15 protein-coding genes and 1 tRNA gene are annotated in these 17,828 nt (G+C 39.0%); 12 read left to right on the top strand and 4 right to left on the bottom strand.

The window, feature by feature from the left end:
• Positions 1 to 20: 20 nt before the first annotated feature.
• Both FA048_RS04120 and FA048_RS04115 read right to left on the bottom strand, forming a co-directional pair.
• Positions 21 to 1,568 (bottom strand): sulfatase family protein, encoded by a 1,548-nt coding sequence (locus FA048_RS04120; protein ID WP_136838935.1) that lies wholly within the window; start codon positions 1,566 to 1,568, stop codon positions 21 to 23.
• 158 nt (positions 1,569 to 1,726) lie between these two features.
• Positions 1,727 to 2,524 (bottom strand): alpha/beta fold hydrolase, encoded by a 798-nt coding sequence (locus tag FA048_RS04115; protein ID WP_205943417.1) that lies wholly within the window; start codon positions 2,522 to 2,524, stop codon positions 1,727 to 1,729.
• A 1,900-nt stretch (positions 2,525 to 4,424) separates the two neighbouring features.
• On the opposite strand from FA048_RS04115, the gene FA048_RS04110 reads away from it, so the two are divergent.
• A complete protein-coding gene (locus FA048_RS04110) occupies positions 4,425 to 5,102 on the top strand; it encodes a hypothetical protein (protein WP_136838933.1) in 678 nt (225 codons plus the stop codon).
• Here the strand turns inward: FA048_RS04110 and FA048_RS04105 are convergent.
• The gene (locus tag FA048_RS04105; protein WP_136838932.1) at positions 5,099 to 5,455 is read right to left on the bottom strand and encodes a winged helix-turn-helix transcriptional regulator; all 357 of its coding nucleotides are present in this window, start codon (positions 5,453 to 5,455) and stop codon (positions 5,099 to 5,101) included. The genes FA048_RS04110 and FA048_RS04105 overlap by 4 nt on opposite strands.
• Before the next feature lie 110 nt (positions 5,456 to 5,565).
• Here FA048_RS04105 and FA048_RS04100 point away from each other — a divergent pair, with 110 nt between their 5' ends.
• On the top strand, positions 5,566 to 6,168 hold the full coding sequence (locus FA048_RS04100; RefSeq protein ID WP_136838931.1) for an FMN-dependent NADH-azoreductase: 603 nt from the start codon (positions 5,566 to 5,568) through the stop codon (positions 6,166 to 6,168).
• Positions 6,169 to 6,219: 51 nt separating this feature from the next.
• Here FA048_RS04100 and FA048_RS04095 read toward each other — a convergent pair whose 3' ends face one another.
• The gene (locus FA048_RS04095) at positions 6,220 to 7,641 is read right to left on the bottom strand and encodes a S41 family peptidase (RefSeq protein ID WP_136838930.1); all 1,422 of its coding nucleotides are present in this window, start codon (positions 7,639 to 7,641) and stop codon (positions 6,220 to 6,222) included.
• A gap of 292 nt (positions 7,642 to 7,933) precedes the next feature.
• On the opposite strand from FA048_RS04095, the gene FA048_RS04090 reads away from it, so the two are divergent.
• The 10 genes from FA048_RS04090 (at position 7,934) to FA048_RS04045 (ending at position 17,825) form a co-directional block, all read left to right on the top strand.
• Positions 7,934 to 8,326: a hypothetical protein gene (locus FA048_RS04090; RefSeq protein WP_136838929.1), complete on the top strand. Its 393-nt coding sequence runs from the start codon at positions 7,934 to 7,936 to the stop codon at positions 8,324 to 8,326.
• Positions 8,327 to 8,383: 57 nt separating this feature from the next.
• A tRNA-Arg gene (locus FA048_RS04085) sits at positions 8,384 to 8,455 on the top strand.
• A gap of 647 nt (positions 8,456 to 9,102) precedes the next feature.
• Positions 9,103 to 10,389 carry an AAA family ATPase gene (locus tag FA048_RS04080; RefSeq protein WP_136838928.1) on the top strand — a complete coding sequence of 429 codons (1,287 nt, stop codon included), beginning with the start codon at positions 9,103 to 9,105 and terminating at the stop codon, positions 10,387 to 10,389.
• Positions 10,390 to 10,393: 4 nt separating this feature from the next.
• Entirely contained in the window at positions 10,394 to 10,975 is a 582-nt protein-coding gene (locus tag FA048_RS04075; RefSeq protein WP_136838927.1) for an RloB family protein, read from the top strand.
• Between the two features lie 424 nt (positions 10,976 to 11,399).
• Positions 11,400 to 12,578, top strand: a complete 1,179-nt coding sequence (locus tag FA048_RS04070) for a hypothetical protein (RefSeq protein ID WP_136838926.1) — start codon at positions 11,400 to 11,402, stop codon at positions 12,576 to 12,578.
• Positions 12,575 to 13,660 carry a DUF4917 family protein gene (locus FA048_RS04065; protein ID WP_205943416.1) on the top strand — a complete coding sequence of 362 codons (1,086 nt, stop codon included), beginning with the start codon at positions 12,575 to 12,577 and terminating at the stop codon, positions 13,658 to 13,660. The genes FA048_RS04070 and FA048_RS04065 overlap by 4 nt, the downstream gene beginning before the upstream one ends.
• 107 nt (positions 13,661 to 13,767) lie before the next feature.
• Positions 13,768 to 14,835, top strand: a complete 1,068-nt coding sequence (locus tag FA048_RS04060; RefSeq protein WP_136838925.1) for a phosphoribosyltransferase-like protein — start codon at positions 13,768 to 13,770, stop codon at positions 14,833 to 14,835.
• Positions 14,836 to 14,852: 17 nt separating this feature from the next.
• Complete coding sequence (locus tag FA048_RS04055; protein ID WP_136838924.1) at positions 14,853 to 15,578, top strand: NADAR family protein; 726 nt, start codon at positions 14,853 to 14,855, stop codon at positions 15,576 to 15,578.
• Positions 15,579 to 16,076: 498 nt separating this feature from the next.
• Positions 16,077 to 16,667, top strand: coding sequence for an RNA polymerase sigma factor (locus FA048_RS04050; RefSeq protein WP_136838923.1), 591 nt, complete (start codon positions 16,077 to 16,079; stop codon positions 16,665 to 16,667).
• Positions 16,668 to 16,838: 171 nt separating this feature from the next.
• Complete coding sequence (locus FA048_RS04045; RefSeq protein WP_136838922.1) at positions 16,839 to 17,825, top strand: FecR family protein; 987 nt, start codon at positions 16,839 to 16,841, stop codon at positions 17,823 to 17,825.
• Positions 17,826 to 17,828 lie beyond the last annotated feature (3 nt).

The raw sequence follows: 17,828 nt of genomic DNA, 5'->3' as shown, positions 1-17,828 counted from the left end.
AAAATAGAATGGGTAGCATTTTAGGGCTCGTCTTTATACTTTATTTGCAAAGCTGTTAACCTTTCTTTTAAAGTTATAAGGAGTGCTGCTTGTTTTGGATCGTTATATAAGTTGTGCATCTCTGTTGGGTCTCTTTTAAGGTCGTATAACTCCCAAGCATCAACCGGATCGTAAAAATGTATCAATTTATACCTTTCTGTTTTTATGCCATAATGTTTGGTTAAGCCGAAAGATTTTTCATAATAATGGTAATACACTTCTTTTCTCCAATCCTTATCCTTGCCTGTAGTAAGGAGCTTTTTCATTGAAGCACCCTGCATATCCTTGGGAACATTGATCCCAGAAAGGTCTAATAAAGTTGGTGCAATGTCTAGGTTAAGTACAGCAGCACTCGTTTTTTGCCCCCCTTTAAAACCAGCTGGATATTTGATCATCATTGGTGTTCTAAACGATTCTGTGTACATAAACCGCTTGTCGTACAGGCCATGCTCTCCCAAATAAAATCCTTGATCAGAGAGGTAAACCACGATGGTATTTTCTGCCAAATGTTGGTCTTGCAGGTACTGCAGTACCCTTCCAATGTTATCATCTAAAGAATTAACCACTCGCAGGTAATCCTCCATGTAGCGTTGAAATTGAAATCTTACTACCTCATCTTTTGTATGTAAGGTTTTAAAAATGGCGTACTCCTTTTGGTAAGCGGCATCCCATATTTTTCGCTCTTCTGGTTTTAGTCGTTGTATCTCTCTTTCGTACTCCGCAGGTGCCCAGTCATTTACGTTATTAATGGGGCAGGTATCACAGGGTATTTTACTGTCATAACGGATATCCAAATGATCTTTCATGGTTACCTGTTGTATTTGTAAAGCTTTCCTGCCTTGGTAATCATCATAAAAATTAACAGGCAACTTAAATTTCTGGTCGTTAAATTTGTCTAGGTATTTTAATGGCGGCATTACATTTCGGTGCGGCGCCTTGTGGTGCAACATTAAAAAAAATGGGGCCTCATCTTTATTCTTGGTGATCCAGTCTAGCGCCATATCTGTAATCACATCACTTACGTAGCCGGTATAGGTGGTGTCTTTGCCATTCTTTTTAAAGGCTGGGTTGTAGTAATTACCTTGATCTGGTAAGATATTCCAATAGTCGAAACCTGTTGGTGTACTAAACAGGTGCCATTTGCCTACTATTGCGGTATGATAGCCATTCCTTTTGAAAATTTTTGGTAATGTTTCTTGCGCCCCATTAAAATAAGTACCATTGTCTTTCATCCCATTGAGATGGGAATATTTTCCTGTCAACAACACTGCCCTACTGGGGCTGCAGACGGAGTTGGTTACCGCAGCTTCTTTCATTAACATCCCTTCTTTTGCAATACGATCTATGTTTGGGGTGTGAATGAGCTTGGATCCATAGGCGCTGATGGCCTGATAAGCATGGTCATCTGCTACAATTACAATTACGTTTGGTTTTTTAAGCTGGGCATAGGCCGTAGCTCTTAGCAATGGTATCCCTAAGAACAGTAGCGCACAAAATTTGAGAAAGAAGGGGTTTTTACTCGCAGCCATAAATTTGGTTTCACAAAATTGCTTAAAACTTTGATGGTATGTGTGTACATACAAATATATTTATTTTAAGTTATTTTCCAAATTTTTACCGCAACAGGTAAACATAGTTTTGTTATGTGTGAACTTGTGAAATGGTGCGCTGTTTTCTTAAGCTTGTTTTATTTGGCTGCCAGAAATTCATTCAGCACTGCAGTAAAATATTGTAGCGTTTCTAGGTTAGGATTACTTGTCATGATCTCACCTAAATAACTTCCATGCGTGCCTGGTAAAATGGCCAAACGACCTTTTTCGAAAAGGCGATACATTTCTACCGCATGTTCTGGCGTTGGTAAATCTTGATCGCCAATTAACACCAATACAGGAGCTTTAATGGCCTTTAAATCTGCTGCTTTCCAATCTTTAAAGTTTTGCATGCGTTGCGAATCTTTGGTAAACATATTCATCAGTGCTGCAGGATTGTTGTTTACTTTAAGGAACTCATCTTTATAAACTTGCGGCATATCACTAAATTTTGCATTTGCCATCATTTCCCAAAATCCGGCAGGTGCGCCATCTCTTTTATAAAATGCAGAGGCTACAATTAGTTTATTTACCATATTTGGATGGCGCATGCCTATTTCCATTGTGGTTTGCCCACCATTGCTAAATCCAAAAATATCTGCTTTTGCTATGTTTAAGTGTTTAAGTAAGGCAGCAACGTCATCTGCATCTTGCTGAAAAGTTTCTGGCGCAGCTCTATCTCCAGAATGGCCATGTGCTTGCAGCTCTACCGCAATTACCTGATGTGTTTTGGCCAAGAAGGGGATAATCCGCCCAAAATTAGTGTAGATGGTTGAGCCTCCGCCATGAATTAAAACCAATGGACTACCTGTACCATGAATTTCATAATACATTTTTAAGCCATTTACGGTTGCATATTTTCCTGTGTCTTGTGCCTGAGCTAAATGATTTGCCATAACCATAAGTAAGATAACTAATTTAATCGCTTTCATAAGAGTAATGAATGTACCACACAAATTTGCTGAATAAGGAGTAATTAACCAACCGTTAAAGCGACATTATAAGGGGGTATTTGAGACAAGCTTAGGCGATTGCGAAGGGTGGGTATTTATCGCATGGTCTTCGACAGGCTCAGACTGACAAGGGGTGCTAAACATAAAATGCTTTAAGGGTCTTCGACAGGCTCAGGCTGACAAGGGTGGTGAAACATACAAAGCTGTAAGGGTCTTCGACAGGCTCAGACTGACAAAGGGTGTTGAAAGGTATGAGCTAGTGTTTAGTCTACATAAATGTTTTACATGGTCTTCGACAGGCATGGCAACTGAAGAACTAGCTCTAAACGCTCTTTGCCGCGAGGCAACCTGTTTTTCACGTTCTTATATTTTAGGGGTGTTCAAGAATGCGTTGCATTTTGAGGCGCAAAGAAGGCAAACCCTTCGGCTTCTCCTAGGCAACCTTGCGCTCTAGTCCTCTCACAAATCTGGCAAACACAGGCTACGGTTTTGCTGAAGGGCAAAACAGCTATGCCTTTTCCCTCCCTCAAGCCCTCATTTGCCAGTTTTTCTTCCGTTGCTGGATAAGCCCTGCCTGCTATCAACGTTGGAAAGAAGGTAGAGTTGCTGCAATAAACAGTAGCCTATATGTTTTCCCATAACTTGCCGAAGGAGCAAGGCATGGTTTCTAACCAAAAGCACCCATTCTTCCTATTTCCCACTGTCCCAAAGAGCGCAAGGATGAAAGAACGGCGGGCCATGCGATAGCCTTGCGGGCGGAAGCATCGTTCTTTCTTGATCTTTTGTTTCTTTTCTATCAAGAGAAAAGAAAGAGCCTCTCGGCGGCGGCGAGCCGAGGCAGGCCTATGCGTTGACGCTAACTAAAGATACTTCGACAGGCTCAGCTTGACACCTAAATAACTAACTCTAAACGCTCTTTGCCGCGAGGCAACCTGTTTTTCACGTGCGTATATTTTAGGGGTGTTCAAGAATGCCTTGCATTTTGAAGGGCAAAGAAGGCAAACCCTTTCGGCTTCTCCTAGGCAACCTTGCGCTCTAGCCCTTCACAAAACTGGCAAACACAGGCTACGGTTTTGCTGAAGGGCAAAACAGCTATGCCTTTTCCCTCCCTCAAGCCCTCATTTGCCAGTTTTTCTTCCGTTGCTGGATAAGCCCTGCCTGCTATCAATGTTGGAAAGAAGGGAGAGTTGCTGCAATAAACGGTAGCCTACATGTTTTCCCATAACTTGTCGAAGGAGCAAGGCATGGTTTCTAACCAAAAGTACCCATTCTTCCTATTCCCCACTGTCCCAAAGAGCGCAAGGATGAAAGAACGGCGGGCCATGCGTAAGCTTGTGGGCAGAAGCATCGTTCTTTCTTGATTGTTTGCTTCTTTATCATCAAGGAGATATTGCGCAGCAATCTTGAACACCCCTAAAATGATAACCGTGAAAAACGAAGGAGCCTCTCGGTGGCGATGAGCCGAGGCAAGGTTGTGCGCTTGCACTTAATAAAAGGTGCTTGGACAGGCTCATGACAGGGGCTATCGTTTCATCGTCATTTGGTGCTTTCTCCGTTATACCAAGCTATTACCAAAGTCGTACCTGCGTCGTATCTGGTTCGTCTTTTCTTCGGTGAAATGTCGAATCTGGGCCTACTGCCTACAACAAAAGCAAACGTTGGGCAGCAGCAAATACGAACTAGGTACGACTTTGTATGGGACTAGTATAGGAGCAGACACGAACACAAGTCGCGGTAAGGTCGCCGTAATGTCGCCTTAAGGTCGCGGTAAGCATCATGAAAAAATTTGGAAAGTCGACAGAAACGTCTTAAATTGTATAATCAAAATAAATATACGTTTTTTATGGCAAAGGCACGTTCAATTGTTAAATTAAGTGGTACCCTAGGCGATGTCACTTTTGTAGATAGCAAAGCTTATGGTTTTCATAGCAGAGGAAAAAGAACAGTTTGGGAAAAATCTGATGGCATGATTGCGAGTTCTTCCAATCAGACTGAAGCCAATTTAATGGCGAAAATTATATTTGATGCAGTAAATGAACTTGCACCTAATTTTAAAGATGGCAAATTCTGGAGCAGGTTGGTTTCTGTTTTCCGCCAGCAGAAAAAAGCTGGAATAGCCTACAATTACGAAGGTTTTAACCACTTTGACATGAGGATTGATTACCCCGCTTCGGCGCATGGTCGCTTTAGTGTTTCTACCACTAACACAGCAGACAAGCCTAGTCCTGACGTGATGCTGAATTACTATTTAAATAAAAACATGGATTATAAGTTGAGTATCCTGCGGATTGCCGCAGATGCTACTTTATTAAATGCTTACCCATCAGAGGTTATTGAAATTGCAATAGCGGGCGAAAAAACGGGAGAGGTTAGCTATGGTTTTTCGGCCTTACCAGCAGATACAAAAGCGCTGTATGTATTGAAATGCGAACAAAGTGTAAATGGCAAAGTTACTGGTTTATTGAAAGGACAAAGTGTTCAGTTTTTAAAAGATACCTCCATCATTAGCGCAACAGCTTAACGTTCTTTTCGTAATTTATCTCTGTGCATGGTACCCCAATTTGCTAAGGCTTGTAATACCTCACTCAAGGTATCGGCATAGGGTGTAATCTGATATTCTACCACTACCGGAGTTTGCGTATGGTGCACAATTCTTTTTACAAAGCCATTCAATTCTAACTCCTTCAATTCTGCAGAAAGTACCCGGGCAGAGATCCCATCAATGGTTCGTTGAATTTCGTTGAACCGTTTACAGCCTTCCTTTAAAGCTACAATTACCCTCAATTTCCATTTACCCCCTATTACATAAAGTGCATCACCAATTGGGCTAAGCACTGCATTACATTCTTCTGAAATTTTGGCGTCTTTTGTCATAACTAATTGATATATAGTAAACTAAACTAAAGGTTACCACTAACCTTTTGTATACTACTAATATTTTATAACCAAATGTAAATAGATTTGTCCACATAAATATTAAAGCAATGAAAAAGATATTACATATTATTTCGAGTCCAAGGGGCGATGCCTCATACAGCATCAAATTGGGCAATGGCATTATCGCAAAAATAAAAGAGGCTTATCCCGATAGTACGGTAAAAGAAAGCAATTTGGTACAAAAGCAGTTTCCGCATTTAGAAGAGGCCCATTTAACTGCTTTTTTTACACCTGCCGAAGCCAGAACACCTGAAAGTGTTTTAGCGGTACAACATTCTGATGAGGCTATTGCCGAAATGATGGAGGCAGATATTATTGTAATTGGTGCGCCATTGTATAATTTCGGCATCCACTCTACGCTTAAGGCCTGGATTGATCACATTTCGAGAAACAACCATACGTTTAAAGTTACAGAGAATGGCCCAGAGGGATTGATCAAAAACAAGAAGGTTTACATTGCCCTATCTTCTGGCTGGATCTACTCTGAAGGCGCCATGCAGGCAATGGATTTTGTAGCGCCTTATCTTAAAGCAATTTTAGGCTTTTTAGGGATGACCGATGTTACCGTAATTCGGGTAGAGGGAACGGCTATGCCGGAAGTACAAGAGCATGCTTTGGCAAAGGCTATGGACAGCATTACAATTGAATAAGGCAGTTCAGTTGTAAATAAGGGCACGGTTGGGTTTAGCTTAACCGTGTTCTTATTTTTCTAGTAACCAGGCGATGGCTTGTTTCCTAGTTTCATCCTGACCAGCAACTTCTTTTACCAATACTTCAGGATAAATTCGGTCTACGTATTTCTTGCCATTTTTATCTGCGCTATAACTAGAAGCTAGCAGTAATTTCGCACCATCTGATAAAGCATACATGCCATTTGCGGTTACATAACCTGCAGTTGCCTGACCAAATAGCTTTGTATTTTTATTCCCAATAAATGTAATCGCCGTCATTTCGCCACTACTTCCTGTTCTTGGGCCTACCAATACGGCTATTTTAGGTTCTGGCTTTTTTAGGGCATAAGGTTCCTTTACATTAACAGAAGATTTCCATTCATTTTTGTCTTTCCCTTTCACAAAATAACCTAAAGTTCCGTTTCCAATTAAGGGTTTAAGGCCGGCTATCATTGGGTACATGTTTCCTCCCCCATTTCTTCTTAAATCTACCACCCAACCCTTAATATCCTGTTGCGTATCTAACTGTTTAATTAGGGTTTGGATCTTTTGCGCAAAGGCTTCGCTTACTTCTTTATTTACAGAGCCGAATGCAGGTACCACAATGTAACCTATATTATTGTCTACTAGTTTAGCGCTTACGGTATCGGCAACAGTATTGCCGCTGGCATAGCTTTGTGCCCTTTCTTTGTTTTGGTAAAAGGAGTGGTTATCTCCTGCCTTTCTTAATTGCTGCAACACATAACCAGTTAATACTTGGGCATCTTCTACCGTTTTTAAGCCTTTACCTAATGCCGCTAAGTCAGCTTCAATGGCTGGCCAATTTAAGGAGTCTGTATAAATAGAATGCTTTTTAACAATTGCATTAAACTCTTTGCTGTATTTGAGTACTGCTGCAGTAGCAGGTGTTTCGTTTCCTTCAAATTCTTCAATGGCAAAGTTATCTGCCCAAGTAACTCCTGCCCCCATAGAATAAAGGCCAAAGAAAAGCTTTTTTATGCTTGGGTTAACGGTTAGGGTTAGGGTATATTTTTTCCAGTCGGTTGTGCCTTTAATTACTTGGCCCTGCATTCCTAAATTCTCGAAACCTACTTGTTTGTTCTCTGCATTCCACAATTGGCACCATAGGGCTACGCTGCCTGTTATAGCTGCTGTTTTAATATAAGCCGTTAATTTAATGCGCTTCAGTTCCTTCACCTCAATGGCTACAGTTTGTGAGATACTTAAAAATTGGCTTACATTTTCCTGCCCAGTAATTTGCATGGCCTGCGTCCCGCTATATTTAGTGTCGCTCACTAAAGTTGCGGAATAACCTTGCACTGGAACAACATTCCAATCTGCCGGCAATGTGCTTTCTGGGCTTTTTTTAAGCTCAAAATCTGGGTTTTTAATTTGTGCGGTAGTGATTTGTGCAGTTAGTGTGAGCACTACAAATAGAAAAGCATTTTTCATAACAATGGGCGATTGGAATACCCTCCAAGATAACTATTTTTTCGTTTTAAGGGGTATAGATTTAGGCGAAAAATTGGAAGATAAATATTTCTTTGCTTGGTTAAGGCTGATTAACTAAATGGAATAGCTACCTTTGCGATAGACCTTCGGTGCGGCTGTGCTGAACCTGAAGAAGAAAAAATCTATTGACCGCTATTGTGGTAAGGCGAGAAAGCAATTTCATAGGCCAGATTTAATCGAGCATTTTCATGCGTCTTTTTTTAACTGATAACTACACAAACAATTACATTATATGATGACCGCAATAAACTTATACTATCCGCTTTGGAAGAAATACCTTCCTGTATTTTCTATACAACTTAAAAAGGCCCTAACTGAAGAACAAGAAATTAACTTTACAAAGTCTGATTTGCACAGTTTAGGTAACCGAAATAAAGCTGATTATAGCTTTAGCTTAGAGATTGCGAATGGTAAAGTAAAAAACAACATTTCTGGCTCTGCTGTGGCTAGAGATTTATATGATGTTTTAATGAGCAGTCCGAAAGTGAAAGAGTTGTTGCAAGAAAACCATTTTAAGTTTAGCTTGGGCAAGGCTTATATTTTAAAGATTACTTCTTTAAAGGAAGCTAGCGTAGCTACTGAAGTGGAGGATAGCGTGGCTACTGAAGTGCTTATTTCTGAATAAATAAATTTTATATATTTGCAGCATTTGGTAAAGAGTTCCTAAAATCTTTATCCTAATGGTCCCGTAGTTCAACGGATAGAATAGAAGTTTCCTAAACTTTAGATATGAGTTCGATTCTCGTCGGGACCACTTAAAGCCTCAAATAATGTTTGGGGCTTTTAATTGAGCTAATTATTTTCATTACAAGCGGGACGCTTGCGCTAGATAGGGAAGACTTCTACAACAGGTTTGTATCTAAATCTTATAACTTAACAATCGACCAATTTAGGGAAGCGCTAAAGATCGATGACCAGATGTCATTTACTGGCGAATTGAAAAAGAGATATTCGATATCGAAAAAAGATGGAAACAGGTTGTTTTTATCGCTAAAGAAATATTTTGATCCATCATCTCTTTTTAGCTAGTTAGTCTTTCTACAGATAAACAGCAATTCCCCACTCGCGATTTCGGCCTGCGAAACGCCATTACTCTTTCCCAAGCATGTTCCCGTTTTCGCTCCTAAGAAGTGAGAATTTGATGATGATGAGGATTTAGTGAGATTTGGGATTGAGGGATGGGCCACCAATAAGCATTAATGGGATTGTTTTTAGCTTTTGGAGTAGCTTTACCCTACCGAATTACGATAAATTAGATATCCAAAACACGAGATATATTAATGAACTAATAATGAAAAACAATTCTTACTAAATTATTTTTATATGATATATTGATATTATTTGCACAAAATTTGCAAATTTAATTTTTATTTCATATTTTTGTATATTAATTAAATTATTATGTTAGTATCCTTTGCAGTAACAAACTTTAGGTCAATCCGTGAAAGGATTGAACTTAATATGATTAAGTCCGGCTTAAAAGGGTTAAACTCTAACTTTTTTAAGGCTCCTAACAAAAAACAGCTCCTGAAATCGGCAGTGATATTTGGTCCGAATGCCTCTGGTAAATCAGCTTTCTTAATGGGAATTAAAGCTTTAGAATATCTGGTACTTGAATCTTCTGGATGGAAACCGGACGAAACGATCGACCCTTATGAGCCTCATAGATTAGAAAGAAAATATGCCAGTAATCCAGTAAGGTTTGAAATTAGTTTCATAGCTAACAAGCTACAGTATGATTACCGTGTTTCGTTTACTTCACAAAGGATCGAAATGGAAGAGCTTTTCTACTATCCAAACAGTTCCAAAACCTTGCTTTATTCTAGATTGGCAGGAAAAGACATAAAGTTCGGTGATTATTACAAAGGAGCAAGGAAAACCCTTGAGAAATTGCTTTTGCCAAACCAGTTATTTCTTTCAAAGGCTGCCGAGAACAATGTCGATGTGTTGTTGGAGGCATACCGATTTTTTACCAAGGGTATTTCTGTATATCCAATAATGGGTGATTTCTATGAAAACAACTTGGCTAGGTTGTATGCGAGAAAGCTTGCAGAAGACAAGGGCTCAACATTTTCGAGAAGATTTAATGCGCTAATCTGCGCCTTGGATACAGGAATTACTTCTGTTTCTGTAGAAGAGGTGGATTGGAAGAACTATAATTTTCCAGGGAACATGCCAGAGGACATCAAAAAGAAGTTTCAGGAAGACTATAAATATGATATCAAGACCAGCCATCCAGTCTTTGATGGAGAAAATGCTGTTGATAATGCCTACTTCGACGTGCAAGACGAATCTGCAGGAACAAAAAGCCTTTTTGCAATAGGTGGTGTAATTATAGAGACGCTCGATACAGGAGGTGTGCTTGTTGTGGATGAATTTGAAAAGAGCCTACACCCAAGTATTACCAAGTTCTTAATCCAATTGTTCCATAACGACACCATAAATCAAAACAACGCTCAACTTCTCTTTGCGACCCATGATATTACTCAGCTGTCTAACGACAATTTTAGAAGAGATCAGGTATGGTTCGCTGAAAAAAGTGAGTTTGGCGCGACTAAGCTATTTCGTTGCTCGGACATTTTGGGTATCCGTCTAAATACACCTTTGGATAAATGGTATGAGTCGGGAAGATTCGGAGCGACACCAATAATCAATGATGTAGACTTTTTAATCGAGATGCAACAATAAAAAGATGAAAGTTAACCAGCGGATATTGATATTATGTGAGGGGCTGACCGAGTATTATTATGCTCGGGCACTTCATAGCGAACTGCCTCGTGCAGTACAGCGGTCGGTATCCGTTGAAGTTGATTATTCTCAAAAGAATGACCCAAAACATCTAGCTAATGAAGCAGTACGAAGAGCAAAAAAGGCAAAAAAGGATCGAAATGCCTATGATGCAATCTGGCTTTTCTTCGACCATGACAATAGCCCTCATCTTGAAGTTGCCTTCGATATTATCGAAAGTCACGGGATGAAATCTGCGTTTTGTGCAATCTGCATCGAACATTGGTTCATTCTTCATTATGAAGATTGTGGAAAGGCATTTGCCAATGGTGCTGAGGCAATAGAACACCTAAAAAGCTTATGGCCAGAATACCATAAAACCAAGTCCAAGCCATATGAGAAATTGAAGGCGAATCTAGAAAATGCAAAAAAAAGAGCAGGGATTTTAATGAAGAACCAAGAGAAGGGACTGCCGCTATCGAAGCGCAATCCCTATTTTTCTGTATGCGACCTAATAGAGTTTTTTGAAGATTTACGTAAGCAATAACATTTAATTTCAAATTTAAACATTATAAATGAATAGTACTTAGAAGATTAAAATGGAGATGGTAAATGAAGGGCCGGAATGTTAGCGCATCCCGGACCTAAAAATTTTACTCATCTGTGCCGAAAGAAAACAATAGGGTTAGATGAACATTGTCTAGTAACAAGTGCAAAAATATAAAAACTTCGCATAATCAAGAATCATTTTATATTTTTCTAACATAACCCCCTTCCTTCCGACCCATGGGCGGATCTGAACTATGCCTCACCAGTCAGATCATTTTACTGTAACCACTTGCATCAGTTAAACTTGATAGCAGGCAATTTTTTACCATTTATACAATAAAAAAATGACAAAGAGATTTAGTCAGAACTCGCTTTTTTTGAACGAGTCAAATAGTAAACACCGATTGAAGGTCAAAAGTTTGATGACTTTAGTTGAAAAGCATCCTTATAGGGAAAATATTGAAAAGACTTTCGGAACGGAAGAAATAGGAGATGAATTCATCCTAATTGACCACATCGATACAGTCTATAGCCGCCTTACAAAAATCCTTAAGGAAAACAGCCGCTTTAATATCCAGGCAGCCAGAAAGAATATTTCCCTAGTGGAGCAGATAATCGAAGTCGAGGGCATTGCTGGTACTCCTATAAAATTTGTTTTCGACGAGTGCTTAAATGAAAATGGAGAAATCATCAATGACCTAGAGGCTTTTGCCATTTATGATGCAAAGAATATGTTCCTGAACCAATATGAGATGGCCAAGTATGCTAATCATTTGTACAAGGGAAAACAGTTTGAACTCGTGAGGTACAACATCGAATATTTTAAGAGCCAGGCGGCTGAAGCAAGGGTCCCAGGCAAACCCAGAAGTTATCGTTTGATAGAGAATGATGGGGAACTTTTTGTGAGAGGAATCACTTCTGTTAATCAGTACAACGAATATGGAGTTGATTTTGCGTTTGTTGTCGCTATGCTAACATTCCATCAGATGATGAAGGATTTTCCAGGGGATAATTATGCCATTTCGAGCGCTGCTTTGAGCGCATCTAAGCTTGAGGTGATTGTAGAAAGTAAAATACTGAAAGAAGCTGAAGGCTTTGGAAAAGTAAGTTCGTCTACGGTAGTATCGACAAATGACCTTGGGAATGCCTCATTCAAGTTCCTTAACATAGTTAAGGTAGGAATCCAAGAATCGAGGGGATTCTACATTTTCCCAGATTCAAAATCGGATTACAAAAATGAACTGGTCATACCGCATAATACAAAAGCAGACAGGGTGCTTGCAATGGTGAAGGACTCCAAAGATGTCATCCATAGTACAGATGACTTCATTGATGAGCTAAAGAAGGTAAAGGGTATCACAACTCCTGACGAACTTAGGGTGCAGATTCTACTCAGGCTCGAAAACAGTAAAACTGAACTCAAGAGTATGAAAAATGTGAAAGACCTTTTCAATAAGAGCATCAGCAATACAATAGAGAACTTTGCCAAGTTATTGGAAATGTGCAGAAAGGCAGAAGAACTGGATATAGATTATGACTTGAAGGACAAACTGCGTTACATCATTTCTGAGATTATCCTAAATAAAAAATCAAAGTCATGATAAAGATTAAACTTGTGACTTTTCAGCAGGCATTAACAGAGTCCGGGAAATTTGCTTCCCGGCACCTGTTGCTGGGAAATGGTTTTAGCATCGCCTGTATACCAAGCATATTTACCTATACCTCCCTTTATGGCCGTGCTGATTTCTCCGAAATTCCAGAAGTAAAGCTTCTTTTTGAAAGATTAGGAACAATGGATTTTGAGTTGGTAATTAGGTCTCTGGAAAATGCAAGCGTTGCTTTGCCAATATATCTTGATGGGCATGAAGACGTCGCGCAAAAGATGCGTGAGGATGCAATTAAGTTGAAGGAGCTATTGATTCGAACGGTGGCGGAGAACCACCCTGCATTTCCTTCGGAAATAGAAGAAAACAAGTATTTGCACTGCATCAATTTTTTGAAGAACTTTATGGACCATAAAGGCAAGGTTTATACTTTTAACTACGATCTGTTGCTCTACTGGACGGTAATGTATGGGATGGAGAATAAGCTTATAGAGCAGAAGCCATTGGATGGTTTTGGCAGAGATACAGATTTCCAAAATGGAGAGTTCAACGTTTCTGAATACCTGACTTGGCAAGGTGAATCTACTGCCCACCACCAGAACATTCACTATCTTCATGGTGCGCTACACCTTTACGACAATGGTGCTTTTCTCGAGAAATTTACTTGGAACGATAAGAATGTTTCATTAATTGACCAGGCAAGAAAGGCGCTGTCCGAAGGCCGGTTTCCATTATTTGTTTCAGAAGGAGAATGTGAAAAAAAGCTAGAAAAGATTACCCATTGCGGGTATCTCTACCACTCTTATAAAAGTTTCAGTAAGACGATGGAAGTGGTTACAAAAGGAGGAGGCAATTGCCTATTTACCTTTGGAGTTTCATTTACAGATAATGATGATCATGTCCTTAAAAAAATCGCTTCTGGAAAGGTTAAATGTGTTTACGTAAGTATCTACGGCAACCCAGACACATCGGATAATCAGCGTATTATTGCAGTAGCTGAAGCATTAAAAGGAAGGAGAAGCACGAGTGATCTTGAAGTTTACTATTATGATGCCCTATCAGCGAAGGTATGGGGCTAAAACTTATTAAACGGTTAAAAACTTGTTATAATCACCGAAATTTGGCGCTTAACATTTGATTTCACATAATATATATTTTTATTACTACTTAAATTAATAATCTCAACATGGAAATATTGATAAATGAACTTTATGAACTCATAAAAGACCACAGAGAAGACGAAGGCTTTATGACTGTTGCAAGAGTCAAGGCCTGGATCACTCAATTCAATGAGGATGATCGAGAATTTGTTCTCATCGAGACTATCCACATTTTAAAGAAGCGTTATTTATCCAAGGAAGGTGGCAGAACTTATGTAAAATATATGATTGAATACTTAACGGAGATGCATAAATGTGGTTCGGTTAAAGAATTTATGGCCGACTCATATTTTATTAACAATCAACCCCAAGGGAAAAGCCAACCTATGTTATTGGAGTTTCTAAACGAGGTTTTAAAGAAAGAATACTCCACAAGTTTGGACGAGTGTAATGCCAAATCCCCTAAATACATAATTTATCTAGATGATGTATTGTGTACAGGTGAAACTATTGTAAAAGGCTTAACAGACCAAAAAACAGGCTGGTTCAACCAAACTAACGAAAATGGTAGAACAAATTATGAAGAATATATTAAAAATGATGCTCATCTCGTTTTTGCATACCTTGCGACGCATACAAGAAGCAGTAACAAGCTCGCTAACAGATTGTATTTTACAATGGGTAAAAAGGACATCAAAAACGTGCACTACGTTTGGAATACAAATTTTGTTGTTAACAATATCTATGATGAGCCAAATTCCAATTTAAATTTATTATTTCCAATTCAAAGTGATTCGGAATCCATAAAAAGTTGCAAAGAACAAATAGAGAAGAAAATTAATGATCGTGGATATAATTTGAACAAAATTACTTTTCGTTCTCTAGATAAGCCAGTAGACGAGGAGTTATTTAGTTCCGCAGAAAATAGAAATAGATATGAATTAATAGTTCTTGAAAAAAGCATCGAATGTTATAACTTTATCCCAAATGACAATGTTAGAGCTAGACCTCTCGGTTATGGTCTTTATGATGATGTAAGTTTTGGATTTGGAACAATGATATTTACTTGGAGAAACGTTCCATTTAATACTCCGCTTTTATTCTGGTATCCTCATAATGGTTGGCAACCTTTATTTAAACGCGAATTTACTTAACGTTTTTTGTTTTTAACATGAAATATATTATTAAGGATACGGATTTAAGAGTTTACAAATTATCTGAAAGTTGCATTTTCAAAAAAAATAATGAAAGGCATGGTCAGTTGTCAAATATGGCTTCTGGTTTTCCAATTAAAGTTAACAATGTCTCAATTAAAACTACTGAAGCACTCTATCAGGCGTGCCGTTTCCCACACAGACCAGACATTCAGGCTAAATTAATAAATGAAATCAGTCCAATGCATGTTAAAATGCTTAGTAATTCTCATAAAATAGATAGTAGGCCAGATTGGGAGGATGTTCGTATAAAGGTGATGAAATGGTGTGTCAACTTAAAACTTGCTCAAAATATACTATCATTTGGCGAGGTATTAAATAGTACAGGATCGAAGTATTTAGTTGAAAATTCAAGTAAGGATAATTTTTGGGGCGCCATACCGGACAGTAACAACGAACATTATACTGGTCAGAATGCCTTGGGTAGACTATTAATGGACTTGAGACAAAAATTTCAAGGATCACAATGGCTGGATTTACTTTACGTCGAACCACCAGAGATAAGTAATTTTCTATTATATAATGATGAGATTAAAATAATTGATGAACGATTAAATTACATTAAGTCGCTAGTAAAATATTGGAAGATTGAACATAAAATAATTCTAAAACATTTCGATGAGGCCGACAATAAATTCTATAACTTGGGTTTAAAAATAAACGGTCAAAAAGGGTTATTTTAGCGTGCCCCCTTTAGTTGCAAAGGAGCTACAATATCATATAATCTTTAAGAACACCTTGTTTATTTTTGCGCTTTTCGTATATTTACATAGAAGCAAAAACAGTCAGATTATACGTCAGGGCAATGGGGAATTCGTTGAGTCGCCAAAAAAACCGTCCGTAAAACGTTGATATATAATGGTATTATCGGGAGAGTTCGATTACCGTCGGGACCACCACACTGGACAAGTCAGATAATTCTGAACTTGTCAAGTTTTTTTTGGTTCTAAATTTTATTAATGAACAGAATGCCTTGGACAATATCACTCGGCCTTATGGTTCGATGTGAAACCCGTCAAACATCAGCTGGTATTCAAGGATAATGTAGCGATTATAAACCCCAAAATCGAGCGTAGACTATTATGGGTTGCGGCTCAGCTAAATAATCATAAGTTAACATAAAATTAACCTTTCATTATCAGCTTAAAACTATTTTTGCATTGATTAAAGCTGGTTAGATAATGGCATTTAAAGATTTACCGGATAGTGTGTTACTGCAAAGATGGAAAGATGGGGAAGAACAGGTATTTAATACATTGTTTGACCGTCATTTCAATAAGCTTTTGCAATATACCGCCAACCGTATAGCTGATACAGAACTTGCCGAAGAAATTGTAATGGATATTATGATGCGCTTATGGCAAAAACATACCATGCTACAAGTAGACAGTTCATTATCACCCTGGTTGTTCCGGGCCATAAAAAATTCCATTATTGATCATAAGCGAAAAAAAGCCCTGCAAACTATTGCAATTGAGGAAACTGATTTTGAGCATCCCAGCACCGCAAGCCTTGAAGATCAGTACAATACTTTAGAACTACAGCAGATTTATGATAAAAGCCTGAAACTGTTAAGCCCACAGCGCCGGAAAGTATTTGAACTTAGCCGCCAACAAGGGAAAACTATCAAAGAGATTTCGGAAGAAACAAATCTTTCGGTGAGTACCGTAAAGCAACATATTGGGGCATCTCTGCATACGCTTCGCTACACCATGCAACCCCATACCGACCTGGTTTATGGTTTCATAGCTGTTTTTTCTTTGTTTTTATAACAATTTATTTTCCCTCCTCCTGTTAAGAATTCGCTTGCAGTTATCGCATTCATTTTTCTACAACACCCTTCTTTTCAATTTATTTCAAAATAATTTCATTTTGCATTAGTACCTGATTGCGAATCTTACGTTTTCATAAGTAGAGGGGCTTGTTAATGGCCACCATCGCAAATGAAAGAACTGTTAGAAAAGTATATCCAGGATCGCTGTACCCCGGAAGAGTTGAAGAAAGTTTTGCCCTATATCGATACTCCGCTGGGTCGCAAGGAACTGGAAGAATTGCTGATGGCAGACTGGGAGGATTTTGCTCCCGAAAAAGCAGAGGATGGTGTAGCAGCCGAATGGCAAGATCGTTTAACAAAGCAGGGCGGAAAAAAGCCTGGTAAGTTAGCTATGCTTCGCCAATCATGGATCGGTTATGCCGCAGCGGTGATACTGGTTACAAGTTTTGGATTTTATTTCTTAAATCGGGAAAAGCGCAGCAAAGTGGAAGTTCAGCAGGTTGCTATGATCGAAAAATTTAATCCGAGTGGTAAGCGGACTATCCTTACGCTTTCAGACAGCAGTGTGGTATATCTCGGGGCGGAAAGCCGGATACGATATCCTGAACGTTTTGTGGGCACAAAAAGGGAAATCTCTTTGGAGGGAGAAGCTTTTTTTGAAATCAGTCACAACCCGGAAAAACCTTTCATAGTCCAAACCGGCAAAGTACAGACCCAGGTTCTGGGTACCTCTTTTAAAATCGAGGCTTTTAAGGGTCAGCTGTTAACTGTTTCTGTAGCCACAGGCAGGGTAAGCGTTGGGCGTAAAGAAAACAGCACATTAACCTCACTTGCTATGCTCACACCTGGGAAAATGGTTAGCTGGAACCCTTCAGATAACAGTACGGAAACCTCGGCTATACCTATTGAGGAGGTGAGAAACTTAAAAAATGGAACCCTGGCCTTTACAGACGCACGCCTGGATAAAATAGCGCGAGACTTGGGGAGATGGTACAATATTAAGATCGTTATCACCAACCCCAAATTAACCGCCTACCAGCTAAGCATTACGATCAATGGCAAAGCATCAATAAACGGAGCACTAGATGCCATTACAGCAGCTACCGGCTTAAAATACAAGATCAGTAAAGATCAGATTATAATAGGACAACGATGAACA

The organism is Pedobacter polaris (assembly GCF_005116505.1).
Classification (GTDB): Bacteria; Bacteroidota; Bacteroidia; order Sphingobacteriales; family Sphingobacteriaceae; genus Pedobacter; species Pedobacter polaris.
Note: the sequence above shows the minus strand (reverse complement) of the source record. Positions and strands in the feature narration are given on the sequence as shown.